The 25,183-nt window shown below is 70.1% G+C and carries 20 protein-coding genes and 3 pseudogenes; 6 read left to right on the top strand and 17 right to left on the bottom strand.

What is annotated here, in order from left to right:
* Positions 1-32: 32 nt before the first annotated feature.
* The 3 genes from BG482_RS45765 to BG482_RS00105 all read right to left on the bottom strand — a co-directional run bounded on the left by BG482_RS45765 (position 33) and on the right by BG482_RS00105 (position 1,511).
* Positions 33-878 carry a hypothetical protein gene (locus BG482_RS45765; protein WP_069766725.1) on the bottom strand — a complete coding sequence of 282 codons (846 nt, stop codon included), beginning with the start codon at positions 876-878 and terminating at the stop codon, positions 33-35.
* Positions 879-880: 2 nt separating this feature from the next.
* Complete coding sequence (locus BG482_RS00110) at positions 881-1,114, bottom strand: hypothetical protein (protein ID WP_069766724.1); 234 nt, start codon at positions 1,112-1,114, stop codon at positions 881-883.
* Positions 1,115-1,193: 79 nt separating this feature from the next.
* Entirely contained in the window at positions 1,194-1,511 is a 318-nt protein-coding gene (locus BG482_RS00105) for a hypothetical protein (RefSeq protein ID WP_069766723.1), read from the bottom strand.
* Positions 1,512-2,372: 861 nt separating this feature from the next.
* On the opposite strand from BG482_RS00105, the gene BG482_RS00095 reads away from it, so the two are divergent.
* Positions 2,373-4,703, top strand: a complete 2,331-nt coding sequence (locus BG482_RS00095) for a patatin-like phospholipase family protein (protein WP_069766721.1) — start codon at positions 2,373-2,375, stop codon at positions 4,701-4,703.
* A gap of 18 nt (positions 4,704-4,721) precedes the next feature.
* On the opposite strand, the gene BG482_RS00090 is transcribed toward BG482_RS00095, so the two are convergent.
* Together BG482_RS00090 and BG482_RS00085 are read right to left on the bottom strand one after the other, a co-directional pair.
* Complete coding sequence (locus BG482_RS00090; RefSeq protein WP_069766720.1) at positions 4,722-5,684, bottom strand: hypothetical protein; 963 nt, start codon at positions 5,682-5,684, stop codon at positions 4,722-4,724.
* A 129-nt stretch (positions 5,685-5,813) separates the two neighbouring features.
* The gene (locus tag BG482_RS00085; RefSeq protein ID WP_069766719.1) at positions 5,814-6,464 is read right to left on the bottom strand and encodes a hypothetical protein; all 651 of its coding nucleotides are present in this window, start codon (positions 6,462-6,464) and stop codon (positions 5,814-5,816) included.
* Positions 6,465-6,547: 83 nt separating this feature from the next.
* Between BG482_RS00085 and BG482_RS00080 the strand changes: the two genes are divergently transcribed.
* Positions 6,548-7,126, top strand: a complete 579-nt coding sequence (locus BG482_RS00080) for a suppressor of fused domain protein (RefSeq protein WP_069766718.1) — start codon at positions 6,548-6,550, stop codon at positions 7,124-7,126.
* 168 nt (positions 7,127-7,294) lie between these two features.
* Here BG482_RS00080 and BG482_RS43610 read toward each other — a convergent pair whose 3' ends face one another.
* The 7 genes and pseudogenes from BG482_RS43610 to BG482_RS00050 all read right to left on the bottom strand — a co-directional run bounded on the left by BG482_RS43610 (position 7,295) and on the right by BG482_RS00050 (position 15,287).
* Complete coding sequence (locus BG482_RS43610; protein ID WP_069766717.1) at positions 7,295-7,801, bottom strand: hypothetical protein; 507 nt, start codon at positions 7,799-7,801, stop codon at positions 7,295-7,297.
* A 140-nt stretch (positions 7,802-7,941) separates the two neighbouring features.
* Complete coding sequence (locus BG482_RS00070; protein ID WP_256096124.1) at positions 7,942-9,261, bottom strand: hypothetical protein; 1,320 nt, start codon at positions 9,259-9,261, stop codon at positions 7,942-7,944.
* A 411-nt stretch (positions 9,262-9,672) separates the two neighbouring features.
* Positions 9,673-9,792, bottom strand: a pseudogene (locus BG482_RS42100) (IS5/IS1182 family transposase); the annotation flags it as partial.
* 220 nt (positions 9,793-10,012) lie between these two features.
* A complete protein-coding gene (locus BG482_RS00065; RefSeq protein WP_069767024.1) occupies positions 10,013-10,957 on the bottom strand; it encodes a TniB family NTP-binding protein in 945 nt (314 codons plus the stop codon).
* A 74-nt stretch (positions 10,958-11,031) separates the two neighbouring features.
* The gene (locus BG482_RS00060; RefSeq protein ID WP_256096123.1) at positions 11,032-13,071 is read right to left on the bottom strand and encodes a Mu transposase C-terminal domain-containing protein; all 2,040 of its coding nucleotides are present in this window, start codon (positions 13,069-13,071) and stop codon (positions 11,032-11,034) included.
* A gap of 59 nt (positions 13,072-13,130) precedes the next feature.
* On the bottom strand, positions 13,131-13,838 hold the full coding sequence (locus BG482_RS00055; RefSeq protein ID WP_370745726.1) for a TnsA-like heteromeric transposase endonuclease subunit: 708 nt from the start codon (positions 13,836-13,838) through the stop codon (positions 13,131-13,133).
* A 231-nt stretch (positions 13,839-14,069) separates the two neighbouring features.
* The gene (locus BG482_RS00050) at positions 14,070-15,287 is read right to left on the bottom strand and encodes a DNA-binding protein (RefSeq protein WP_069766713.1); all 1,218 of its coding nucleotides are present in this window, start codon (positions 15,285-15,287) and stop codon (positions 14,070-14,072) included.
* 719 nt (positions 15,288-16,006) lie between these two features.
* Between BG482_RS00050 and BG482_RS00045 the strand changes: the two genes are divergently transcribed.
* Both BG482_RS00045 and BG482_RS00040 read left to right on the top strand, forming a co-directional pair.
* On the top strand, positions 16,007-17,185 hold the full coding sequence (locus tag BG482_RS00045) for a hypothetical protein (protein WP_069766712.1): 1,179 nt from the start codon (positions 16,007-16,009) through the stop codon (positions 17,183-17,185).
* A gap of 171 nt (positions 17,186-17,356) precedes the next feature.
* Positions 17,357-17,704, top strand: a complete 348-nt coding sequence (locus BG482_RS00040; protein WP_256096122.1) for a hypothetical protein — start codon at positions 17,357-17,359, stop codon at positions 17,702-17,704.
* A 78-nt stretch (positions 17,705-17,782) separates the two neighbouring features.
* Here BG482_RS00040 and BG482_RS44640 read toward each other — a convergent pair.
* The 3 genes and pseudogenes from BG482_RS44640 to BG482_RS00025 all read right to left on the bottom strand — a co-directional run.
* A pseudogene (locus BG482_RS44640) lies at positions 17,783-18,002 on the bottom strand (XRE family transcriptional regulator); the annotation flags it as partial.
* Between the two features lie 30 nt (positions 18,003-18,032).
* Positions 18,033-18,593, bottom strand: coding sequence for a terminal protein TpgA2 (locus BG482_RS00030; RefSeq protein ID WP_069766711.1), 561 nt, complete (start codon positions 18,591-18,593; stop codon positions 18,033-18,035).
* Positions 18,594-18,596: 3 nt separating this feature from the next.
* Entirely contained in the window at positions 18,597-20,726 is a 2,130-nt protein-coding gene (locus BG482_RS00025; RefSeq protein WP_069766710.1) for a DNA-binding transcriptional regulator, read from the bottom strand.
* Positions 20,727-20,886: 160 nt separating this feature from the next.
* Here BG482_RS00025 and BG482_RS00020 point away from each other — a divergent pair, with 160 nt between their 5' ends.
* Entirely contained in the window at positions 20,887-21,081 is a 195-nt protein-coding gene (locus BG482_RS00020; RefSeq protein ID WP_069767022.1) for a hypothetical protein, read from the top strand.
* A gap of 284 nt (positions 21,082-21,365) precedes the next feature.
* Here BG482_RS00020 and BG482_RS00015 read toward each other — a convergent pair.
* Both BG482_RS00015 and BG482_RS00010 read right to left on the bottom strand, forming a co-directional pair.
* Positions 21,366-22,895 (bottom strand): annotated as a pseudogene (locus tag BG482_RS00015) (DEAD/DEAH box helicase family protein); the annotation flags it as partial.
* Positions 22,896-23,059: 164 nt separating this feature from the next.
* A complete protein-coding gene (locus BG482_RS00010; protein ID WP_069766709.1) occupies positions 23,060-24,013 on the bottom strand; it encodes a ScbA/BarX family gamma-butyrolactone biosynthesis protein in 954 nt (317 codons plus the stop codon).
* A 294-nt stretch (positions 24,014-24,307) separates the two neighbouring features.
* Between BG482_RS00010 and BG482_RS00005 the strand changes: the two genes are divergently transcribed.
* Entirely contained in the window at positions 24,308-24,973 is a 666-nt protein-coding gene (locus tag BG482_RS00005) for a ScbR family autoregulator-binding transcription factor (protein ID WP_256096121.1), read from the top strand.
* Positions 24,974-25,183: the final 210 nt, after the last annotated feature.

Raw genomic sequence — 25,183 nt, 5'->3', positions numbered from 1 at the left:
CGATAGTGCCCCGGGGAGCCCAGCGGAGGGCGTCAGGCGGTGTCCGCCCTGGTCAGGAGGATGGCGCGGATGTCCTGGATCACCTCGTACAGCCGATCGGCGGTTGTGCTGGCGGGGGCGCCCAGGTCCTCGCGGGCGGCGTCGAGCAGGACGGCCAGGTGCTGACCGCGGATGTGGCCGGTCGCGGTGCGCCGGGCCTGGCCGAGGGCGGCGTGGAGCTGCTGGCGGTAGGCGCCGGGCTGGATCTGGGCCAGTCGGCCGTGCCGCAGGTCGATGCGACTGGCCGCGCCGTGCAGGTTGGAGCGCAGTCCAGCCGGGATGCGCCGGTAGGCGTCGTCGTCCAGATCGGGCAGTGGCGCCCAGGCGTCCTCCGCTGCGATGACGGCTCGGGCGGCGGTGTCCCGGCCGGCGCGGGCCGGGCCGCGGCCGAGAGTGCGCCGTCGGTGTTCGGCAGTCCACCGGACGGTGTCGCTCTTGCGGGGTCGGACGGGGGCGATGGCGCCGACGTCGGCCAGCACGCGGTAGCCGCCCAGGTAGGCGGGGTCGGGCTCCAGCCGCCACGCGCGGTCGCCGGTCGTGCCCAGGTCGACCGGGCCGGTCTCGTCCCGCGCTGCGGCCGGGCGGAGGTCTTGAAGGGCAGTGAGGAAGTGCCGGGCCTGCTTGCTGCGGCCCAGTGCTTGGGCGTCGAGCGCGGTGAGGTGGTCCAGGTCCTGGTCGCTGGGCACGCGCAGCGCGGTGCGCATGGCGGCTTCCCGGACATCGCGCGGCAACTGTGCCAGCCGCCCACCCCGTTGGGGGGTGGCGGTGGCCAGCGGGATCACCGCGGCGACCACCGCCTCCTGGGTGGGTTCGTCCAGAGCGGCGAACGCGGCGGCCACGGCTACCGGCGCGGCGCTCGCCGCTCGGCGCGGGGCTCGCGGATGACCGCACCGGCCGCCTGCTCACGGTTGGCGAAGTACTTCTCCTTGTACGGCGACAGTGGGATGAAATGCGACGTCCGCGTGGACCAGCCCAGCAGGGAGTTGCCGAGCAGGGAGTGCTTGGGGCAGATGCTGCCGGCCGTCTCGCCGTCGTGCAGCACTGTCCAGGTGTCCCAGCCCGGGTCTCTGCGCATGAAGCTCCAGCCGGATCCGCCGTGCCGGCCGAGGTCGACGATCGCCGCGGGGAAGGCCGGTCCCGTGCTGTCCGGGGCCTCATCGGAATCGTCCGTCGCGGGGCCGTCCCTGTGCCCCGGTCGGCACCTGGTCGTCCTCGGTCCCCGGAGCGGACTCGTCTTCGCTCGGACCGTCTGCCCGCGGGGCTGCCGCGCGGGACCCGTCCAGTTGGCCGCGCAGCGTCTCCACTTCCCGGCGGTGCCGTACGCGTTCGTCTTCCAGTTGCCCGGCCTGGCGTCCGATCTGCGCCTTGAGTTCCTCGCGGTGCTCGCGCAGTTCACCGAGCTGGGCGGTCAGACCCGTGTTCGCGGTCTGCGCGGAGGCGAGTTCGGCGGCCGTGCGGCGCTTCCTCCTCAAGGCGGGCTTTCTCGCCGGACAACTCTTCCACGCGTGCATGCAGCACCGTCTCCGTCCGGCTCGTGGCTGCACGCGCTGCGCCCCGGGGGCCGGCTGGTCACCACCATCAGCGGTACTGCGATGATCCTCGTCGCCGACAAGACGCCGGACGGCGGCGCCCGCGGCTTCATCGCCTCCGACCAGGCCACGTTCATGCGCACCCGCCACGGCGACGACTACGACGACACCTCACCGACCGCCGAGGTGTGGCAGGCCGCGGACAAGGACGGGGAGACGGTGACCGCCAGCCGATATCCGCTCACGTACGTACCGGACTCCTGGGCCGTGCCACGCCACCCTGGTGGAGACGCCCGGCATCGAGCACCGCACCGAGCAGCACGAGAGCAGCAGGCGCACCGTGTGGATGGCCCACCCCGACGGATCTTGGGCCCGCGCCAGCGTCGACCGCCCCCGCGACCAAGGCGGCCCCCGCCGACTATGGGACCTGCTGACCGACATTCTCGACCGCCTCATCACCGGCGGAGAGCTGCCCGTGAACGGGGCCCGGGTCACCATCACCCCTGACGGGGAGGCAACGCTCTCCCGCGGCCGGTGGTCAGCACCCATTTAGCACCTGGCTGGCTGGGGGCGTCCCTGGGCGGGGTCACTAGACAGCCCTGTCGGCACGGTGTAGGCCCCGGGCCACCGCGCCTTTGCGTGGTGGCCCGGGTTTCCGCGGCAGTACCCCGGAAGGGTGCGACCTGCCGTCCGGATGGCACCACCCAGTGGCGCCTGCCCTCGGACGAAGCGAGGCTGGGAGCGTCATCCACCCGAAAGGGCGTTTGGCTTGGCCGGACGATTGGCGCCGTTGGAGGACATCGCATGCCCGACGACAATCACACGGCCCCCTGCGCCCGGGACGAGCCACAGTCCCTGCCGAAGGCCGAACTCCGGATCGCACTGGTGATGAACGGCGGTGTCAGTCTCGCCGTGTGGATGGGCGGCGTCACCCACGAACTCGACCTGCTCCGGCGAGCGTCCCGCGGAGACCACCCGGACACAGTCCCGGAAAAGGAGCGCGAGGTCTTCAAACTGTGGCAGGAGGTCGCGGAGAGGGCCGGGGTCGAGGTGAAGATCGACATCATCTCCGGCACGTCCGCCGGCGGTCTCAACGGCCTGCTCCTGGCCACCGGCATTGCCCGGGGATCGCAGCTGCTAAAGCTTCGCCAATTGTGGCGCGATGTCGCCTCACTGGACGAGCTGTGCCGCAAGCGCAGCCCGCGCCGGGAGGCGCTGCTCGACGGCGACTGGTTCAAGGACCAGGTGAAGGACGTTCTCGACGGCATGCTGCGAGGACCGGAGCCCCAGGAGCGCGTCACCCTCTTCGTCACCGCCACCGCCCTGGACGGCCGCCCCCGGACCTACGAGGACGCCGCCGGCAGCCTCTTCAGCGTGCGGGACCACCGCCGCATGTATCGGTTCCGCAATGAACCCGAGAGCTTCCGCTATGAGGGCAAGCGGACCGGGTGGGAGTTCCAAAAGCGGGCCACCAGGCAGTTTACTGAGGACCATAACGAGGCTCTGGTCACAGCGGCGCGCGCTACGGCCAGCTATCCGGTGGCGTTCCAGCCGGTCAGTGAACATCCGCTCCTCGCCTACCGGGTTCACCCGGACAAGGGGCTCGACGTCCCCGCGAGTTGCGTGATGGACGGTGGTGTTCTCAACAACGCGCCCTTCACCCCCGTCCTCGACGAGATCACTGAACGGCGTGGCGGCCCGGCCGAGCGTGTCGTCATGTTCGTTGCTCCCTCCGGGGGAATGCTGGCCGACGAGGCAGTCAAGGACAGCCGGTGTGGCGAGATCGGCAGGAGGACGGCTGCCTGGAGCGCGTTGAACTACCCGCAGGAAGTTGACTTCCGCTCCGGAATCGAGGATGTGCAGTTTCGCCTGGAGATCAGCGGCCCGAGATCGCGGGACGAACTGCTCTTGCGGCTCCTGAGGGGTGGACCCGCTGAGCACGACCGCATGCAGAAGGCGGCACAGGCGCTGTACAGCGAGTACCGAAGGAGCCGGGTCCTGGCTGTACGGAAACGGCTCGCTGTCACCAATGCGCGGGTGACCGTACTTAAAGTCGCCGACGAGCCTCTGGAAGCGATCATCAGGCAGGTCCTCGATCAGGACGACCTGATGTGGTTTCCGCCCAGAATGGTGGAGAGCCTCAACGCGCCCCGCCTGGACGAGTGGTCTTGGGGTATCACCCCAGCGGAACGTCTGCTGCAAAACCTTCTTGCCCTGCTTCATCTGCTGCTGCGAGAGGCCCGGAAGGCCGATGACAGCGGGTGGGCGCACCGGGTGTCCGAGGGGATCCTGTTCGTCAACGACAGTCTTCTCAAGGTCCTGGCCATCAACGAGGTTGTCCGCAAGAAGACGCAATGGGACGAGTGTCCTCCCGGTCCGAGCGAGGAGGCGATCAAGCTCAGAGCCCTCTTCATCGACCTCTCAGTCCCCTCACAGGTCGGCCGCCTGGTGGGTGCCGCCGCGCACTGCTTCCTGTCAGCGGCCCGCGGAAGCAAACTCACACCTCTGGGGCACTGGGAGACGGCGGAACACGTCGTTGCCGCCATGCTGCTGGTGGAGGTCCTCACGCAGAGCTTCGCCCCACCCGCGCGTGCCATGGAAAAGCTCACCCCTGAGTTCCAGTTCCTGCGGCTCGGTCCTGATCACATGGGGCCGCTTTTCAACGAGGACTGGTCGGTGGACCTGGGCGCCAAGAAGCTGTACGGGCTGCGCTGTTACCACTTCGCGGCGTTCCTGAGCAAGGAATGGCGGTGTCACGACTTTGCGTGGGGGCGCCTCGACGCCGCCCATCACCTCCTGTCCCTCCTGCCAGGGCAACCGGACGGCGAGGAGACGGAAAGCAGACTCCACGAGGCGATCCTTCGGAGGGAGGACCTGCCGGGGCAGGGCGACGAACCCATCGAGCGTATGAGAGGTCGCCTGAAACAACTCAGCGACATGACGGACGACGATGTCTTGGCACACGACCTGACCGCGAAGGCACGGCGGAATCTGCTGCGCCCCCTGGGACTTAAGAAGCGGCTCCTGGCACGGCCCCTGGCCTGGCAATACCACTGGCGTCTGAAGTGGCGGAGCTGGCGGCGGGCAAGGCGGGCCCGTCGGCAGGCGAGACGTTCACCGACAGACGGAGGCTGAGACCCGCCGACGGGGCGCTCAGGCGGTGTCCGCTCCGGCCACTAGGACGGCGCGGATCTCCTGGATCGCGTCGTACAGCCGCTGGGCGGATGCGCTGTTGGGGGCGCCGAGGTCCTCGCAGGCGGCATCGAGTAGGACGGCCAGGTGCGGGCCTCCGATCCGGCCGCTGGCGCTACGCCGAGCCTGGCTGAGCGCGGCGTGGAGCTGCTGGCGGTAGGAGCCGGGCTGGACCTGGGCGAGTCGGCCGCGCCGCAGGTCGATGCGGCCGGCCGCGCCGTACAGGTTCGAGCGCAGTCCGGCCGGTATGCGCAGGTAGGCCTTGTCGTCCAGGTCGGGCAGTGGCGCCCAGGCGTCCTCCGCTGCGATGACTGCCCGGGCGGCGGTGTCCCGGCTGGCGTGGGCGGGGCCGCGTCCGAGAGTGCGCCGCCGGTGTTCGGCCGTCCACCGGACGGTGTCGCTCTTGCGGGGTCGGACGGGGGCGATGACGCCGACGTCGGTGCCACCGGCGAGCACGCGGTAGCCGCCGAAGTAGGCGGGGTCGGGCTCCAGCCGCCACGCGCGGCCGCCGATCGTGCCCAGGTCGACTGGGCCAGGCTCCTGCGTATCGGCCGGGGCGAGGACCTGAAGCGCGCGGAGCAGTTGCCGGGCCTCCTTGCTACGGCCGAGCACCGCGGCGTCGTGGTCGGCGAGGTGTCGGAGGTCCTGTTCGCCGGGCACGCGCAGGGCGGTGCGCAGCGCGGCATCCCGGACATCCTGGGGGAGGCGTGCCAACCGGCCGCCGCGTTCCGGGGTGGCGGTGGCCAGCGGGATCACCGCGGCGACCAGAGCGTTCTGCTCCGGCTCGCTGAGAGCGGTGAAGGCACCGGCCACCGCGGCCGCTCCCGCGCCGGGGGCCCGGCGCAGGCCGTCACGGATGACCGCAGCCGCGGCGTGCTCACGGTTGGCGAAGCGCTTCTGGCCGTGAGGCGGACGCAGCGGCATGGTGTAGCTGGTCCGGGCGGACCAGCCGAGCAGCCGAGGTGCCGTGCTGGGAGTGCTCGGGCTGGATGCTGCCCGCGATCTCGCCGTCGCGCAGAACCCGCCAGCGGCTGTGGTCGTCCTCGTAGCGCGTCAGGGTCCAACCGGATCCTCCGTGCACGCCCAGGTCGAGGATGGCCGCCGGAGCCCGCTGGCCGACCCGGCGGCCGCGGGGTCGTCGTCGCTGTCGCGCTCCGGCTCAGCTGGCTCCGGCTCGTCGAGCAGGTCCGGGCCGGACCCGTCGCCGGTGGCGGCGGGCGGTTCGGCCGCCGCCTGGGCAGCATCGAGCCGCGCGCGCAGGGCGGCCATCTCTCGACGGTGCTGGTCACGTTCCTCGTCGAGCCGGGTGTTCAGGCGCCCGATCGTCTCCTTGAGCTCCTCGCGGTGCGTTTCGATTTCGCCGAGCCGGGCGGTCAAGCCCGTGTTCTCGGTCTGCACGCGGACGAGGTCGGCGGCCGTACGCCGCTGTGACTCCTCAAGGCGGCCCTTCTCCTCGGACAGCTGCTCCACGCGCGCGTGCAGCGCCTCGGCCTCTCCCTGAAGCCGGCCGTGCTCGGTTCGAAGGGTGCCGTGCTCGCTCGTGAGGGCGGCGTGGGTCTGTTCCAGCCCCCGGTACCGCCCACCCAACTCCTCGTGCTTCCCGCTGAGTTCGTGATGCTCGTCGCGCAGTTTCCGGTGCGTGTCGGACAGCGCGTCGAGCGCGACACCCGCGGTGCTCCGTCCTATCCTGATTCCGGATACCATCCGCGTATTCGCAATCGAGGTCCACAGGCCATGACGCTGGGTGAGAAGTCGGGCCAGTTGGTTGGGTCTGGCATGATCGCGCGGTGAGTGATGCGAGGCTGCTGGCCGTGGAGACCGTTGAGTCACATGTCCGTGCGTTCTTCGAGGGGCATTCCGTTGAGGTTGTCGTCTGCGACCTGGGGCCGGAGCGGCGCGAGATTCTGCCCGACCTGCGGGTTCTCGTTGTTGGCCCAGGTCCACGCAGCGATGGCTGGGCCTATGTGACCGCTGGGTGCTGGGCCGCGATGGAGAAGGACGGTCATGGGCTTGAGTTCGTCTTGACCGCTCACGTCCGAGATCAGCGGTTCATCGACCTCATGGCCATGATCGCCTACTACCACTGCGGGGGCCATCAGCTCGATCTGGAGCACAGCATGCCGATCGGTGAACCATGGGTGCCAGGCTCGGCCTGCGACCACCTGCTGATCAGCCTGCCCTATCTCCACGGGCCTGACCTTGAGCACTGTCCACTGCCCGAGGGACACGCCCGCATCCTGTGGACCCTGCCTGTGACGGCCGCCGAGATGGAGTTCCGCCGGCGCGAGGGCCACGAGGCGTTGGAGCAACTCTTCGACGACGCGGAGATCGTTCCCACTGATCCTTTCCGGGCATCGGTGGTGTGAGGCGTAGGCCGAACCATTCCCGGAGGTCACCGCGTGCGGCGCAGCAGCGGGCCGGGGGTGAGCTGGCCGTCGCCGCCGAAGTCTTCCTCAAGGCCCGCCTCCAGCGCGAGCATCAGCAGGTCACGCAGGTGAGTGACGGTTCGCCAGGGGGTTTCCTGGTGCAGCCCGTCATGGGTGAGCGGAATACTGCCCGTGGCCAGGCCCTGGAGGAGTCGGACGACGTTGGGATTGCGCAGTCAGATGAGTCGGCTCTTGGGCCGGTCCATCTCCAGCAGGATATTTCCCATCCGGGTTGCCGCTGACCATGGCGAACAGCCAGCGGCAGCTGTCACCGAAGCGTTCGCGAACGCGGCGGTGCTGTCCACGCACCGCGTCCACGACCACGCGGGAGGCGGGGATGGCCCGGAAGCTCTTGTCCTTGCTCTTGTAGTGGATCAGGGCCCAGCGGCCGGACGGGGTCTTCTTCAGGCAGTCGGTCTTCAGAGTGAGTGCTTCGCTGATGCGCAATCCCTCGTCGCGGCAGCTCAACACCAGCGTGAGGGTCTCGGGATCGAGCAGCGACAGGTTCTCCTCGGACTCGATCTGCTCCATCAGATACTCGTCGATGAAGTTGGCCTTCAGCCCCAGCTGGCGGGGGTACTCGTCCCGGTGGATCCGGGCATCGGGCGGTAGCACGGGGGTTGTCCGTACCGCTATCGGCGGTGCGGACAACCCCGGACGCCAGGCTCGGGCCGGCTGAGACCGACCGCCAGTAGCTGCCCTGTGAAGCGTGGGTTCGTAGTCGCCTGGGTGGTTGTTCCGAATGCCTGGGCCGGTCAGTTGACGGCCAGGACCGCCGTGTTGTTCGCGGGGACCGGGTCGAAGTCGAAGGGGTATTGGCCGAACTCCCCGAACGGGGGGTGGATGCTCACGGCGCCGGCCGCGCCGGGAACCACGGTGTCGACGCGCACGGAGAACGCGAACGTGCGCTGGGTGTCCTCCAGCACCCAGTACGGCAGGTTGCAGTCGTAGCGCGGGGCGCCCGTCTGCTTCGGGTAGTAGCCGCCGGCGAGGGTGTGGGGGTAGCAGCCAGACGGCACACCGGTGACTTTGGTGCCCGTGGGCACGATCAGCCGGACCTCGGCGACTGGGTCGCCAGAGCCGAGGTTGCCGAGCCAGGCCGGGCCGTTGTTCTTGAACGTGAGCTCGGCGGTGGCCGTTTGGCCCGCCGTGCCGGAGATGGTGTCACCGGTCACGGAGAAGTCCGCGGTGTTGTCCGCGCTGATCCGCAGGGCCGCGTAGTTATTCTCGGAGTCGATGTCCTGGGCGCCGCCGCCCGGCACGATGTCGAGGTCGAGCCGCTCGTGCAGCGCGTGCGGGGCGAGTCGCACCGTCAGCGGTTCGGGCAGCTCGAAGGAGTCGCCCGGCGCCAGCACCTGGTCAAAGGTGCAGATTGCCTCGTTCGACGGTGCGTAGTCGTTGCCGTCCGTCGAGGTGTAGGCGCAGGCGTCGTACCGGGTCAGATCCGTCAGGCCGTACGAGGCATGCAGCTTGACGGTGAATCCGTTCGCGCGCTCATTGCCGTTGTTGGTGACCTTGAACGGGATTGTCCGCTCGTCGCCTGGCTGACCGTCCTCGACGTCGGCGATGGAGTCGATGGCGAGGTCGGGCCCGGTGCCGACGGTAAGGGTGGTGTGGAAGCTGTCGTGCGGCGCGGTGAGCGTACCGTCAGGGCCGCCGGTGGCGGTCGCCTCGTAGGTGATCTTGCCCTGTGCGCCCGCCGCAGCGCCGTCGGCCGCGCGCACCGTCAGGAACACCTGCTTCTCGTAGTCCCCCTGGATCGCGGGCACCACGGGGATGTCGCACACCGCGCTCGTGCCGCTCGGCGTGCAGTTGTCAGGCCAGGTCACCTCGGCGACCCCCGTGAGGTCGGAGATGTCGACGGTGAGCCTGCCGTCGGTCACGGTGAAGTTCTCGTTGTCGTGGTAGATGCCGACGTGGAGGGAGCGGGACTGCGGTTGACCGCCGTCGGTGCCAAGCGGCAGGGTTTGATCGTACGGCTCGTTGATCGACAACTGGTCAGTCTGCGGCTGACGGCCGTCAGCTAATGCGGGCGCGGCGAGGCCGGCAGTCAATAGGCCGGCCGCCACCGCCACGGCGGCGCCGGATCTGAGCCATACCGGGCGTCCAGCAGAGAACAGTCTCATTGCTACCCCCAAGGGTGTGGTAACGCGCCGGCAGTCCCGGCGCACCGGCAGGGATCATCACATGGCAGGGCGGCGCCCCGCCCCCCGGTTTTTGCCTGACTCCATATAGCAGCGCGCCCGTGTGGGCCAGCAGTCGGGTGTCAGGCCAGGGCTCGGTCCGGCGTCTCCGCCGCGGGCCTGTGCGAGCAGCTGGGCCACTACGTGGTCGGAACGGTCCTGAACCTGACAGGCCAGGTCGCCCAGCACGGTGTCGCCACCGAGGACCTACGCGGTGAGCCGTTCCATCAGCTCCGGGTTCGTGCCAATGCCGGGCCCGGTGATGCGGGCGCGGATCGGGTGGCGGGGCCAATGACCTGTGCCTCCTTTTACGGCCCGCAGGCTGACGGAATCAATCGCGCATCGCGACCAGTCCAGCTCGCCGCGGGCCCCGAGTTCATCGAGGACGACCCGGTGAAGCCGGGACCAGACCCGGGTGACGCTTGAGGGGGGTTGTTGGTGTGCGGGGTGGCGGCTGGTCTGGTGTGTTGCTGGTTTGTTGAGAGGCGAGGTGGGTGGTTCCAGCGGGTGTCCGGGGTGTATGAGCTGGGGTTGTGTGGTGTGTGCTGAGTGTGGCGTGGTTCGTTGTAGGTAGCTCTGGCGTGAAAGGGTTCGGCTGGTGTTTGTGCTGGTCAGGGCTGTTTGTGCTGGCGGGGTGGTGGGGTTAGCGGTCTCGTGTGCGGGGGTGGTGGTGGGTTTCGGCGAGGTGGTCGAGGCGGATGGTGTCGAGTGATGTTTTGGTGATGCGTTCGGTGCCGTCGCAGATGGCGGTGATGGCGGCTTGGCGGATGAGTCGGGTGAGGGATCCGATGCGGCCGGCGGTGCGCTGGTGGAGGTAGGTGGTGTGGCGGGGGAGGGTGCCGGTTTTGTGGTGGGTGATGACGTCGCGGAAGGGTTCACGTGTTCCGTGGCGGGCGGGGAGGGGGCCGCAGGTGATGAGGGTGGCGCGGCCGGCGAGCTGGGCACCGCGGGTGCCGGAGAAGAGGGGTGTGTCGGTGACGTCGATGCCGGCGTAGACGAAGGTCGCCCGGAGGCGTTCGGTGAGGTCTTTCAAGAGGTCGGCGGCTTGGGCGCCGGTGGTGGTGCGGGGGTTGAGGCGGTGGATTTCGTCGATGAGGACGAGTTGGACACCGGCTTGGCTGTAGGTGTGGCAGACGGCGTCGGTGATCTGGGTCTGGGTCATGCGGGTGGTGGTGGGGACGCCGACGTAGCGGGCGAATTCGGTGATGAGGGTTTTCGCGGTGGCGCCGGGCGGGACAAGGACGTACGCGACGGGTACCGCGGCGTGGGCTGACCCGGGCGGTGCGGGGTTTTTGCGGGTGTGGGCGAGGTGGCAGGCACGGCCGACGTGGAGGAGGGCGGTGGTCTTCCCGGCTGCGGCGGGTCCGGTGACGATCAGTGAGGGCCGTGCGGTGGCCTGTTGGTGTCGGCCGAGGATCATCAGGGTGCGGACCTGGGTGGCGAGGGTGCTGATGGCGGGGGTGCGGATGGTGACGAACGCGGAGTGATAGGTGAGGCGCTCATCGCGGCTGCGGGCCGGGGCGCCGGGCTGGGGCGGGGCTGGCGGGTCGGTGGTGGCGAAGCGGTGCCAGCCCTGCCAGGTGGTCAGGGGCCAGGAGGGCTCGGCGGTATCGCCGTGTTCGCCGTCGGTGGCTGGGCTGTGGGCGCTCTGCGGGCGCGGGCTCACCATTTGTCGGCTTCCTCGTGTGCGTCGTAGAGCCCGAACCCGGTGGCCGCGGCGGGGTGGGTGTCGTCGTCGGGGAGGTCGTCGAGGTCGTCGATGCTGTCGTCCTCGTCCTGCTGTGCCGGCCGGTCGGCGCTTGGGCCGGTGGCGTTTTCCGGATGGCGGGCTGCAGGGAGCGGGACTGTGGCGGTGCGGGCCAGGAGGGCTTGTTCGGTTTTGGTTGCGTGGCCGCTGTGGACGCGGCGCATGAGTTGGTCGAGGGCGTCGGCGAGGTCGGCTTCGTGCTGCTCGGCGTCGTGGTGGTTGTGCAGGGTGAGGGTCCTGATGTGCTGCCAGGTGTGGTCGTTGAACGGCTGGTGGACGTGGTTGCGGTGGATCCACGGGATCTCGGTCAGTAGACCGTCGGACAGGCGGATCCAGATCTGGCGGACGTCGTGGGGGTTGTAGTGGATCTCCCATTTCCCGTTGCGGCCGGTGTGGGAGGAGGGCTGGCCGCGGTAGGGGGCGAGGAGGTCCGCGTCGTAGGTGCGGTGGTGGATGCGGATGCCGGAGGCGGTGATGGCCTGCCAGCGCACGGGCAGCAGTTCGAGGTAGTCGTGGCCGGTCAGCGGGACGGGCACGTGTCCGGCGACGGCGACGAGTGCGGCCCACATCTGGTTCGGGGTGAGGGCTTTGCGGGGCATCATCGGGTGACGGAGGCCTTCGTGGGGGCGGTGGTGGTAGTGCACCAGCCATTCGTCGAGGAGGTCTTGCAGGTGGGGGACGCTGTAGCAGGCTTCTTGTTCGGTGTCGGGGCCGCGGCGGGTGACGTCGGATCCGGTGTAGCCGGGCAGGTGCTGGCAGAACAGGTGGTTGATGGTGCCGAAGGCGCGCTCGACGATGCCTTTGGCGGTGGGGGCGAACGGCGGGGCGGGCTGGACGCTGATGCCGAGGGTTTCGCAGGCGGCGGTGAATGCGCGGGAGACGAAGACTTTGCCGCGGTCGACGACGATCGTCTCGGGCAGGGCGACCGGCCTAGCCGCCGCCTCCGCCAGGCGGGTGTCAAGGGTGGTCAGCCGCTGGTGGGGGAGCGCGGGAGCGTGGTCCATGCGCAGGATGTTCGGCCAGGTGGGGCGGGCGGGGTGCGGGACGGCCATCTCCGCGAGCAGCAGGGCCGCGTCGACGGCTTTGGTCGCGCTGGGGCACAGGACGGCGGCGAGGATGGCGCGGGTGGCGACGTCGATGGCGATGGTGAGTTCGGGGCGGGCGAGGCGGCCGTCGTCGAAGAGGGCGAGGACGTCCAGGCGGGTGGTGTCGACCTGGACCTGTTCGCCGGGCCGCAGCGCGGTGGTGGGGGTGAAGGCGCGCCCGTCGAAGCTCGCGGGGGTCTGCCGGACGGGGCCGCTGGGCAGTTCGCCGGGGCGGGCGAGGGTGGTGACGAGCCGGTACAGCGTGGCCTGGGACGGCGCGGGTACCGTACCGGGGCCGTGCCGGTCCTCGAGAATCTGGTTGATCAGCGGGAAGAGGCCGTTGATGGTGCCCCTGGAGCGGCCGCGCCGACGGCGCAGCGCCTCGCGGACGGCGGCGACGACCCGTTCGTCGGCCCGCCCGTTGGGACTGGGGGCACGGGTGCTGCGGTGGTCGAGAAGCCCCCACAGACCTTGTTTGCGGTAGGCCAGGCGCATGCGCTGCACCGTGGTGCGCGAGACGCGGCCGAAGCCGAGCGCGGTCAGCTCCTTAGCCTTGGCCTGCTCCCGCTCGGCCAGCGTGTGTGCTTCGGGGTCGTACTGCGGTCGCACGGTTCCTTCGCTGCCGGGTCCGCCGGCAAGGCCGCATTCAACCTCTCTCACATGCCGCTGCCAGGCCAGTGCTTTCTCGCGCGCCGCGGCGGGGGCGGTCTCGAACAGCCCCCACTGCGGGGCCGCCTGGGGCACGTCGGCCCCGATGACGGTGAAGCCGGGGTCGGCGAACAGGTGCCCGGCGAGTACGGTCTCACCGCCGCTGTCCGGGCCGAGGAGGTGGATGTCCTGCCCGGACAGGGCGACCACCTGCCACTTCACGCCGCGGAACCGGACGTGAGCTCCGACCTTCACGGCCGGCCGGGCATTGCGCCGCGCGGTCACCCGGCACCTCCCGTCTTGCCTGGGGCGCTCCAGCCCCGCGGGCCGACGAGGACGCGTTCGTGCAGCGGTGTATCCAGGCGGGTTGTCAGCTGTCTGTGCCACAGGGCGTGGAAGACGGCGGGGAGGACCTCGATCGGGTCGCCGACGGCTTCGGCGCCTTCGATCAGTGGCCGCGGCTGTGCGAATGCCTTGAGGACCGCGGGCGTCAGGCCGGGGCGGCCGGCGTTGCGGGGATGGCGGTAGCCGGCCAGCCATTTCAGGTTGGCGGCCAGGACGTCGTCGAGCGGTGCCAGGCGCCGGTAGGTCCAGCCGACGTGCGCGCAGGCCTGTGCCACCGCCTCGGCGGCCTTCATCGCGCGTTCGCCGCCGGCACCCGCGTGGCTGGGGCAGTCGGCGAGCAGGGCGGTGCCGTCGCTGTAGCGGGCGAAGAGCTGCGGCACCCAGGAACGGACCTGCCCGCGGGGGTTGCGCCACAGCAGCCGTACCGGCCGCCCCGCCAAGGCGGTCACGCGCGGATCGCGGTCGAGGACGATCAGCTGGGTGCGCATCGCGTTCGATCCTGCGGAGACATGTTTCCCGGTCGTGGCCGACCACCACAGGCCCGGCCCCCACCGCCGCCCCGGGATCACCGGGAACGCGGACACCGGCGCCAGGCCCTCGAACGCGACCGCGAGGGTGGCGTCCGCCCACCGCTGCTGGACCACCTGCCCGACGGGGTCGAGAAAGACCGCCTCGAATCCGGTAGGGCGACCGGCCGCCACCCGCCCTGCCCGGCTCCCCGGCCCAGATGTATCTGCGTTGATCACCTGCTTCAGCCAAGCCGTATCCGCCCTGCGGACACGTGGTTTTGAGGATTCCCGCCACGAACGGATACCGCGTGCGCTAACGGTTGACGAGCCCTCTCTGACGGCTGCTCCGCGCTGCCGGGCGGTCCTTCAGCCTTTGTGTTCCTGGCCGGTCGTCAGCATGTTCATCAAGGCGTCGGGGGACATGTCCGCCCACTGGGCGACCTCTTCCAGGGGTATCCCGGCGTTCGCCGCGGCCAGGACGGTCCGTTTCCAGGCGTTGTCGATCAGGGCGGCGCTGTGGCGGAGGTTGCGCAGGAGCTGCTGGGCGACGTCGGCGGCGGGTCCGGTCTGTGCTCCGCGTAGCTGGAGGAGCTGTTCCTCGGCGCTCTCGATGGTCCGGGTGATCAGGGTGCGCTGTTCGGCGGGCACGGCCGCGCGCCACATCCTCCCGGAGCCTGGCGCCTTCTTCTCCTTGCCCAGTACTCGCAGCTGTCCGGCCATAGTGGCGGGCTGGTGTTCCTGGCGCAGCCACCAGGGGTCGTTGTCGTATCCGGGGGGTCCGCCGGCGCCGCGGCGGATGCGGATGACGGCGCCCCTCCAGGAGGTCAGCGGGCCGCCGTAGTCGGTCGCGGCCAGCGGACCCAGCCAGTCCCGGTCCACCCGCTCGCCCAGACGGTGGCAGAACGGATCGTCCCCGCCCCGCATCTGAGGCCGCAACCCCCCACTTGCGCGCCATGCCAGCTCGGCCATGGTGGGGTCCAGCAGCGCGTCGGCGACGGCCACCACCTCGGGGAAGACGACCGCGTCCCGCCCCACGATCCGCCACCGCTCCAGCTCCGTCCCGGCGTTGCCGCCCGCGACCTGGTGCAGCCGCCGCGGCCAGATGGTCTCCCGCTCCCAGGTAAGGGCCTGCCCCCACCACCGGGCCACCACCGCGTGCGCCAGCGCGAACACCCTCTCCGGTTCTACTCCGGCCCGTACCGCGCGCCGCGCCACCCCGGTCCACCGCCGCTGTGCCGCGGCCACTTCCGGCACGCCGCGCAGGTCGAGGTGCTCCAGGGGCTGGTTGGCGTCCGCGTCCAGGAGCCACCGCTCGTGCCGGACGCACGCCCGTTCCCAGCGCGGCGCGTACCGGACCACCCGCACGGCTGTCCCTGTGCGCCGGGCCGCGCACAGGCGGCAGCCGAAGGCGACCGGACCGGCGATCGCGCCGCCGGTCCGCCACGCCGCCGCCGGCACCGCGTTCTTTCCGGCCGACAGCTTGGCGTCCTCCTGGCCCCAGGACGGCAACGCCCGCGCCAGGACGTCTTCCTCGACGCCGCACAGGGCTGCCAGGTGCTGCCGTCCGGCTGCGTTCAGCAGCACCTCGGCGTCGGCCCGCGCGCCCCCGCCGTCGTGCCCCGGCGGGTAGTTGCGCCACTGCCAGGACGCCGCAACACCCTCGCTTCCATCCCGTAGCGGCCTGCGATGCGGCAGATCAGCGACGAGGTTGTCTCTCCCTGCAGGGGAGCGGTTCGTAGGAGTCCGGGGTGATGGGTCACTTCACTACGGTCTCGTGTCCGCCGTCCCGGGCGGGTCCTTTCGCAACGGATGCCCAGCAGCTCAAGCAACTAGATCCCCAGGGACGGCTGTGGAGAGCTGCCCCCTTCGTGAACGCGATGCCGTCGAGGAGTTCACGGTGGCCGCGCCAGCGCCCCGGGGGCCTTTGAGGCACGAGCAGGGCAAGGACGTGCCACCACCTTGCTGGCCGGGCGCACTCCGCGACTGCGTTGCCCGGAGTTCACCCACCGCCACCACCGGTCAGATCGGCGGCCTGCAACTGGTAGGCGGCCTCACCCGGTGCAGAAAGGACCACGTCGCCTCGCCCGCTACGGCGCCACCTTCAAGACAGCGTCCATCGCGTCACCCTTCGCTCACCGCTTCCGCAGAGCCAACTCATCACCCTGGGGCGGCGGTTGCGGTCTCGGACGCGACCGGCCACCGAACACTGCCTGTGCACGGCCTCACCGTGCACGCGCTCTGCCGGATTGTCAGTGACCGGCCTTACCGTGAAAAGCGGGCATGGCCTTTGAGGGGGAGGGCACGTGGCGAATCTGGTCTGGCACACCAAGCTCGGTATCCATCTCGATCTGACGCTTGAGGACCTTGGTCATCCGAACCTGCCGAACCTGTGGAGCATCGTCTACGACACCGACCGCCTCTACGCCGCACGGGACGTTCCCGTCAGCGCCCGCGACCTGCAGTGCGGGGGCATCTGCCAGGAGGCCGGCGTCACCGCCTGGATGTACCTGCGTCAGCGCGCCGACGGCCGGCGCGAAGCAGTCCACGAACGCGCCGAGGACGAACAACGTCACGTCCCTCTCATGACCCCGGAACACCGGGCCTACCAGGAGCGAATCGTGCGAGCCGCCGAGAGCGGCGGGTTCCGCGCCGACTGCGAGGTCCGCACCCGTACCGGACGGCGCAACTGGATACAGACCGACACCCTTGTGTGCGGGGAAGACGGCCTGCGTATCGGCTGGGAAGTGCAGTTGTCCTCGGCAGGAGCCCACGGGCCGCGCAGCGTCCGTGCGCGCGCCTCCCACGCCGCTCGCCACGGCATCACCCCCGCCTGGCACACCGACCGCGCCGACTACGCCGACCGCCACGACACCCACTGGACGCGCAGCGACCGCCTGCCCGCCCGCGTCATCGCCAAGACCGGCGACCTGCGCGTCGTCTCCGGCTTCCGTGCCCTGGATTTCTGGCGCTGCGACACCCGTGCCCTCTACCGCTGCCCCGACACCTCCCACCGGTGCGGCAAGGTGCACGTCACGCCCAAGCCGCGAGACATCCTCTTCGACGACCTCGTCCGTCAGACAGCCGCCAATCTCGTCGTGCCCGTCCAGCACAACACCGGCTCCCGCACCCGCCGCTTCTGGGTCACCCGAGCCGACAGCGACCGGCTCAACGACCTCACCAACGGCAACAGTTCCCTTCCGCCCGGACCAAAGGACGGTGCCCAACCATCCGGTGCGAGCAGGCGACCGCCGACGTGCCGTCCCCGCCGCGCCGCTGCGGGCCAGCCTGTGTCTGACCAAAGCACCTGGCAGGCGTCAATCGCTGACACGGCACAGGTCCTGGACTGGCGCTCGGCCGAGCACTGGTCCTTCGAACCTCAGCTTTGCAGGCACTGTCGTCGAACCACCAACCTGCTCGACGACCAAGGCGAGCCCTCCCACAAGGTCTGTGCCGAGGCGTTCAACAGCAACACCGACAGCTGAGAGCTGTGCCGAAGCTCTGTAGTTGTCACCGTCGGCACCGGATAGCCTGCGAAGGGAGCAGATCGAAGCAGTGGGACTGTCACCAGAGAGGCACTGCAGTTGTCACATGAGGTCGATGAGTGGGTTGTACGGGTACCGGCGCGCAGCCTGCCTCGCGAGGAACTCATCGCCATGCTTCGCGAACAGACCCCGGCATGCGGACCTGCCCGTGACGCCTTGATTGCCGGTGGCGCCTTCGATGTCTGGGACGGTCTGGTCCCCGCCAACCGGCACGCGGGTGTGTTCGCGATTCGAGTGCGCACGGCGGCTCGGCGCGGCCACACGATTGAGGGCCTTGCCGCCTCTGTGGACATCCTCCGGCAGGCCGGGGAAGAGCGTGTGCGTACCGGTCACATCGACTCCGTGGACAGATCGTCCGTGTTCACGATCTTCCTGAACTCTTCAGCGACGGAAGTGCTGGCCTGCGCAGGCGGACTCCGGCCCATCCCCCTGCAGGAGCCGACCGAAGCCCCCGAGTGACAACACGCCTGCCTCGGTGACACCTATCGCGCTTCGGCACACCGGTGTGCCCGGCCGGGTCTGCCGTCTGATGGAGGTTCAGTAGTCGAGGTCGAGGTAGTCGATGTCGTTGAGGGTGACGTCGGTGAGTCCTTGGGCGCGGTTTCCGCCGTCTTGGAAGTACACGTCTTTGAAGCCCTCGGCGATGATGCCGCGCATCTGCTGGTCGCCGGCTCCGGTGTTGCGGGCGTCGAAGAGGCGTTGTGCGTACGCCGGGGGGAGGTGGACGGTGAGGCGCCTAAAGCGTCCGTCGTCGGTGNCCCGGCCGGGTCTGCCGTCTGATGGAGGTTCAGTAGTCGAGGTCGAGGTAGTCGATGTCGTTGAGGGTGACGTCGGTGAGTCCTTGGGCGCGGTTTCCGCCGTCTTGGAAGTACACGTCTTTGAAGCCCTCGGCGATGATGCCGCGCATCTGCTGGTCGCCGGCTCCGGTGTTGCGGGCGTCGAAGAGGCGTTGTGCGTACGCCGGGGGGAGGTGGACGGTGAGGCGCCTAAAGCGTCCGTCGTCGGTGGTGCCGATGGGTGCGGTGTAGCCGAAGCGGGCCCGTGTCTCCACGGTGATGCCGCGCGTGGTGGCGGCCTGTTTCTGTCGGCGTTTGCGGATCTGGGGCTGCCAGCGCTGGCGTACGGCGGCGTCGATCCGTTCGGCGATGGCTTTGGGCGGGTGCTTGCGTTCGCCTTTGCGGTAGCGCTCCACCGAGCGTTGGCTGACTCCGAGTTCCGCCGCGACGGCGCGGGTGGTCTTGAGCTGCTTGATCAGGAAGTTGATGCGGGCGGGGAGGGTCTTGGGGGGCTGGCGGGTGAAGGCTTCCCGGTCGGCGCGTTCGATGGCGTCGTCGATCTCTCCGGCCACGGCCTACTCTCCTTCGTCGTGGACGGCGTCGCCGCCTTTGATGTGGCGGGCGGGGTTGTGGCCTTGTTCCATGAGGTCGACCGCCCACAGCATCGACTGGACGCCTTCGAGCTTCGCCAGGCCGGGTGTGGGTCCGAGGCGGAAGGCGCCGGGTTGGGGCTTGCCGGAGGCGGCGTAGGGCAGGAAGTCCAGTGGCGAGGCGCCGGGTGAGGGGTAGACGACGCAGTCGGAGAGTACGGCGAGTGGGTACAGGCCCGTCATGGCGGCCATGTTGCGCAGTTTGCGGTGCATGTTGACCCGCGCTTTGGCGATGACGGCGGCGCGGATGTCGGGGCGCCAGGTGGGCCGCTGCAGGGCCGGCCACCGCTCGCCCTCCTGGTACTTCCTGCCCTGCGGGCGTTCACGCAGCTTGCCGATGCCGCCCTTCACCGTGGCCTTGATCGCAGCCAGGACGGCCGCCATCGCCGGGTCGGTGTCCTTGTGCCGTTCCATCGCCGCCAGGAACTCCGCGTCGGTAAGGTCTTTGGTGACGCCGAGGTCGGCGAGGGTGTCGACGTAGGCGGTCTTCAATCGGTCGTGCCACGGGTCGAGGTACGCGCCGGTCTCACGGCGCAGGTACCCCTCCAGGGGAGTCACGTTGTAGCCGAGTTCCTGGGCGTAGGCGACGGTGTGGGTCTGGTACCAGGCCGGTCCGGTCGGGCGGGTGCCGTCCGGGGTGAAGGGTGAGGGCAGGCGCGGGTCGACCTCGACGTGGGAGAGGTCGACCAGCCAGGAGCCGGGGATCTTCGGGTTGAAGGCCGGGGTGTGGAAGTGGTCGGGTGCGCTGAGGCCGACGACGAGGCGGGCGGCGGCGGCGAGGAAGGCGGTGTTGAGGTCGAGGCCTACCGCGTAGGGCAGGGTGCACTCCTCATCGTCGAGCAGGCTGACGTCGCGCACCCACTGGTAGGCCTCCTCGTTCAGGAACCCGCCGCTCCAGCCGCTGTCGACGACGACGGGGTGTTCAGGGGTGGCTTCCGGCGGCGCGGGGTCCACAGGCTCCGTGCCCAGCGAGCCGGGGTTGTGGCCAGGCACCCAGTTCCCCGTCTGCGGGTCCTGCACGGCGCGGGTGGGCGGGCGCAGCGCCGTCATCAGCTCCAGCCCCGACACGGCTGTGGATCCGCGCGGGGTGATGACGCGCTGGGCGTACACGCCCAGGACGCGGGCGATGTCGGCCGGCTCCATCTCGGCAACGCCGGGCCAGGACCGCTCGTCCAGGGCGTCCCAGGACAGGATCGCCAGCTGCACGCACTGCCGCTCACGGCCCTGCGCCTTGCGGTAGATCCTCGCCCAGGGGCCGAACCCGCGCTGGGTGAGCCGCCACTTGGCTTTCACCACCTGCTCGACCACCGGATGGTCCTCCGGCAGGCGAAGGGAGCGGCGCTGCTCGTGGCCTTCCAGGCGTTCGGGCAGCCCGAGTTTCACGGCGGCCGCGGCGGTGAGCACGATCAGCGGATCGCTGTCCTTGCCGTGGCGGTTCAGCTTCGGCGCGCCGAGGCCGGACTCGCGCAGCGTCCACTCCACCAGCTCCACCACGCTTGTGGCGGGGCAGTCGAGCACGATCCCACCGACGCCGTACGCGGCCCCGTCGCCGTCCAGCACGGCGAGGGGGCCGTGCGGGAAACGCGGATCGGCCGCCGGCTGCGCCGCTTTCGCCGCGGCCGGACGGCGCGATGCCGCGGCGGGCCGGGGGGTGGCGGGGCGCGTCGGCGCCGCAGCTGGGACGGCGGGAGTCTGCGGGGCGTCCGCCGTCTCCACCGCGGACGCAGCCGGCCGGGCGGACGTCGTCGGTGTGGCCGGCGCCGTCGCGGCAGCCGGGGCCGCGCCGGTGACCGGGGCTGCGCCGGGGGCGGGGTACTTCGCGGCCCATCCGTTGAGGAGGCGCTGGTAGGCGTCCAGGCGCGGAGACTTCGGCTCGCTGCGGCCGTTCTCCCAGTTCTTCACCGACTGGGTCGTGGTCTTCAGCGCGGTGGCCAGGCGGGCCTGGGTGATGCCGGCGGCCTCACGCAGCCGGGCACGTTCCGCCGGAGGCGGCAGGTGCGGCTCCTCGTTCAGCAGAGCGTCGACGGACGCGAACAGTTCTTCCTCAGATGCCATGCCTGCCGCCTCCACCTCAGGAACCGATATCGCTTACCCAGAAACTTATCCCACTGCTTAACCTCACTGTGCCCATTTGCCGGTCCGGGCGTGGCGAGTGCGATGAGTACGACGGTGAGCTTCGCGCGGTGTGCTTATGGTCGTCGGGGGAGGGGAAGTGATGATCTCCATGACGAGCGTGATGCGGAACTACGGTCTGCTGTGGACCGACCCGGACGGCGCCCCGCAGGCGTCGGCCGGCAGGTATGACAAACGGTCGGCGAAGCGTCGGCGCACCGAACTCAAGGCCGTGGGCTGCACCCGTGTCGAGATCGTGCCGGTCAGGCCGGGTGAGGTTCCCGAGCCGGTTTCCTGAGCGAGGCGGGGGGCGAGGCAGAGCTCTGCGACCAGAGGTATCCCGTCCGGCAGCACCTCGTACCCCGTCCGGCAGCACCTGGAGGCCGCGCCCCCCCGTCGACCAGCCACTGACGACCAGCCACTGGCGACCGGCCGGCTGACGACCGGCCGCTGACGATCGCTTCAGTCGAACAGACCGAGGTCCGCGAGCAGTCGGCGCCGTGGAGCCGGCAGCGAGTCTCGCCTGCTGCGCATGTTGCTGCGCCATACCCCGAGCCGGATCTCGGTCCCGTCCTCGAGCCGCTCCTGGCGTTCGGTGTCGATCACGTTGAAGGACACCCAGTCCGCGACCATCACCGGATCCCTGGGAGCGGCGAAACGGAGCAGCAACCGTGATTCTTCCTCGCCCTCTTCCGGCGCGACACCGATGTTCACGGACGGCTGCGCCACGTCCTTCTGCGGCTCCTGTGGAATCGCCAGCAGTTCCACGGCCTCTTCATCGTGAGCGCGCAGACCTTCCAGGACTTTCACCAGGGGCCGATACGAGCCGGAGGTGAACATGTCCTCCGGATTTTCCCCGGGCTTGAGGAACACCGGCACGATCAAAGAGGCGAGTTTGCCCTGGCCGGGCTTCTGCCGGAGCGCCCGGCCGACGGCCTGGACGATGTCGTGCGGCGCCCCCTTGGGATCCAGCAGGGCAACCGAATCCACGGCTCTGATGTCGACGCCCTCGCCCAGGACACGGCAGTTCGCCAGCACGGCCCGCTGCGCCGTCGACCCGAACGAGCCGAGGACCTCCCGCCTCCGCTCGGGGACGTGTTCCCCGCACAGCCAGTCGGCCCAGATCCGCTTCGGGTACGTCTCGGGCCGGTCGGCGTGCAGCTTCGCCGCAACCCGCTCCAGCCCTTCCGCGTAGGCCTGTGCCTCGATGGTGCGGTGGTGGAAGGTGATGCACGTCGACAGGTCGTGCTGCGCCATCGTGTGCAGCAACGCGGCCTGCAGGGCTCCCAGCCGCTGCCCGCGCACCTCCTCGCTGTGCCGCTCCTCGCCCATCAACCGTTCGGGTGTGACGACCGGGTCCTTCAGCTCCAGGACGATGATCTGGTACCGCGCCAACAGGCCCCGGGAGACGGCGGAGGCGAGCGAGAGCTTGTACAGGACGGGCCCGAAGACCTTCTCGTCGTCCATGGACGCCGCCATCTCGCGCGGCAGCGGGTCGCGCACCCCCTCGGCGACCTCCCGGCCCAGCCGCTCCTCCCAGATCCGCGGCGTCGCCGTCAGATACAGCCGCCGGTACGCCGGGATCACACTCTGATCGTGGATATCCGCCCACGCCTTACCCATCGACCCCGACGTCCGGTGCGCCTCGTCCACCACCGCAAGGTCCACCGGATCCAGCTTCTGGCCGTACACGCCCTCGAAGGCCTCCGCGAGGACACCCAGACTGGCGTACGTGGCGTAGATGGTCACGGGCCCCTGCCCGTGCCACAGCGCCAGCTGGATGGGGTTCGTCGTGGAGCGCACCTTCAACGACCACAGCTCCGGATCGTCCTGGAGCGAGCACACCGCGACCGCCGGCCCCTTGTGCCCCACCTCGTGCCACGCCCTCACCGTCTGCGCCAGCAGGTCCAGCGTCGGCACCAGCACGAGCACACGCCCCCTGGGCACAAGCCGCTTCGCCGACGCTGCCGCCATGACGGTCTTCCCCGTCCCGCACGCCGCGTGCACCTGCCCGCGCAGACCGGCGGAAGGGATGCCGCCGGGCGGGGAGCCGAGACCCCGCACGACGGCGGCGACGGCCTCGACCTGGTGGTCACGCAGCTTCACGGCCATGCTCCGTGTTCTCCTTGCCCACCGCTGCCGGCCACCCGTGCCGCCGACGGCTGACCTGTGGCTTTTTCTTCCCGGAGGAGAACACTGTACGCACCGGGTGCTCGCCGCCGGAGCGGACGGAACTCTCGTGGGCGGGGCGTGGGCGGGGCGTGGGCGGGGTGAGGTCAGGGTGAGGTCAGGGCGACGGTCGCGGTGAAGGCGGGGGTGTCGTTCTGGAGGGCCCGGACGCGGACGAGCCGGTGGGCGTTCCCGCGGTCTGCGGCCGGTGCGCGGTCGATCCAGCAGGGGGCGTCGAACTCGACGTACTGGGTGAACACGGCGTCGAGGCCGGTCGCGAGCCCCGGCAGCGGGTGGGCCGCCGCGTGGGCGCTCTGGCGGGCGGCTTCGAGCAGCAGCATGCCCGGGACGTGGTCGGCCGGGTGGTCGAAGAGGACGGGGTGAGTGAGGTCGGCGCGCAACTGGGCGCGGGTGGGAGCCGGGCCGGGGGGCAGATCGCGGGCGCCGGCGCAGGACAGGACGACGTCCCGGGTGCGGGTGCGGGCGACGCGGGCCGGTGCCATGGCGGGGGCGAGCGGGACGGCGCGCCGTGCGGCCTGGGCGGCGTCGGCGTAGGGACCCCGCAGGCGCGGATACACGGCGGGGGACAGGTTGCAGAACCTCGTCTCCGCCACGCCCAGCGGACGGCCGTCGATGTACAGGTCGACCTGCATGCGCAGCGAGGCCAGCCGGCCGGCGCGGCGGACTGTCTCGGAGCAGGTGACGTGCAGGTCGACGTGCGCGTCGTTCCCGGTGAACGTCAGGGCGAGGGGGTCGACTTCGTAGCGCAGGCTGCTCCACGACTGGCGATGGCCGAAGGGGACCGCGTAGGCGACGTGGCTGAGCAGGGGCACGCTCTGGCGGACCGACTCGGCGACGAGCAGCGGGTCGTGGAAGCCGCCCTTCGGTCCGTAGAAGGGGTGCCGTGACGGCCACCGGGCGCTGACGTGGAAGCGGTCGGGTCCGGTCGGGGACAGCCCGGTCAGCAGAACCTCCGACGCGGCGGCCTTGTGCACGTACTCGCGGGGAACGGAGGTGGCCGACGGGCGCTCTATGACGCGCGTCGAGGCAGTCACGGTCATGTGGATCCCCCCCAGGGATGTGGTTGACCTCGTGTGTTGGTGTTTGGCGCGGTGAACTGTCGAGAACAATATAGAGAGCGCTCGTTTTGTTTTTCTGTCATGTCCAAGTAAAGATGAGATCACGACTAGGTCAAGAGCGTCGGTGCAGGAAGGGGCGAAACAGAAGTTTTCCGGCTGGTGGGCTTGGGTCTTGCTCGACATCTGGCAGGTTCGGGAGCTGAGGCCGATACCGTAAAGAGTGTTCGGTTTCGCTAGGAGGTACTGGTGGTTCGTCAGCTCAGGCAGGAACGGGGAGTGCAGACTCGGAGGCAGTTGCTCCGGGCGGCGGCAGAGGTGTTCGACGAGTCCGGTTTCGCCGGAGCGAGCATCAAGGACATTCTTCAGCAGGCCGAACTCACGGCCGGGGCGCTGTACTTCCACTTCGAGTCGAAGGAGGCGCTCGCCCGCGCGGTCATGAACGCGCAGCCCGACTCGATAGTGCCGTGGCTGGAGTCGCAGGGGCTCCAGCGGCTCGTCGACATCACCCTGGTCTGGTCCCAGCAGCTGAGGACGGACCCGCTGCTGCGGGCGGGCGTACGCCTCACCACCGAACAGGGCGCGTTCGGCCTGCGGGACGCCAAGCCCTACCGCGACTGGGGCGCGATCATGGCCGAGTGTCTGCGCGTGGCGGCCGACAAGGGCGAGCTGCAGGCCGGCGTCGATCCGGAGGAACTCGCCGAGTTCGTCGTCGAGGCGTGTACGGGCATGCAGACCTACTCCGCCGTGGCGAGCGAGGGGCGGGCGGACCTGGGCGACCGGGTCGTACGGATGTGGCGGCTGCTGCTTCCGGGCATCGCCGTGCCGACGGTCATCGCCCACACCGAAGTGAGTGAGGCGCGCGCGAAGGAGCTGTTGCGGACCGCGTCCGCCGCGGCCTCCGCTTCGGCGGGCTCCCGGCAGGGCGGCGGCGCGCAGGGCTGACCGCGCACGCCGGCCGCGGCCGCGGACACAACGCGCCTGACAGCAGACACGACGGACAGCAGACACGACCGACAGCAGTACGACCAAACCGTGAGATCGACCGCGGGTGACCGGCCGCGCGTGCACGAGCGGGGGCGACGGCGGGCGCGACACGCACCGTGCCGCCAGGCGCGCCCGGCGGCACCGGCGGGCGGCACCGGCGGGCGGCAC

It is taken from the genome of Streptomyces sp. LUP30 (assembly GCF_001746365.1).
Lineage (GTDB): Bacteria > Actinomycetota > Actinomycetes > Streptomycetales > Streptomycetaceae > Streptomyces.
This window is presented reverse-complemented; position numbering and strand designations above follow the sequence as displayed.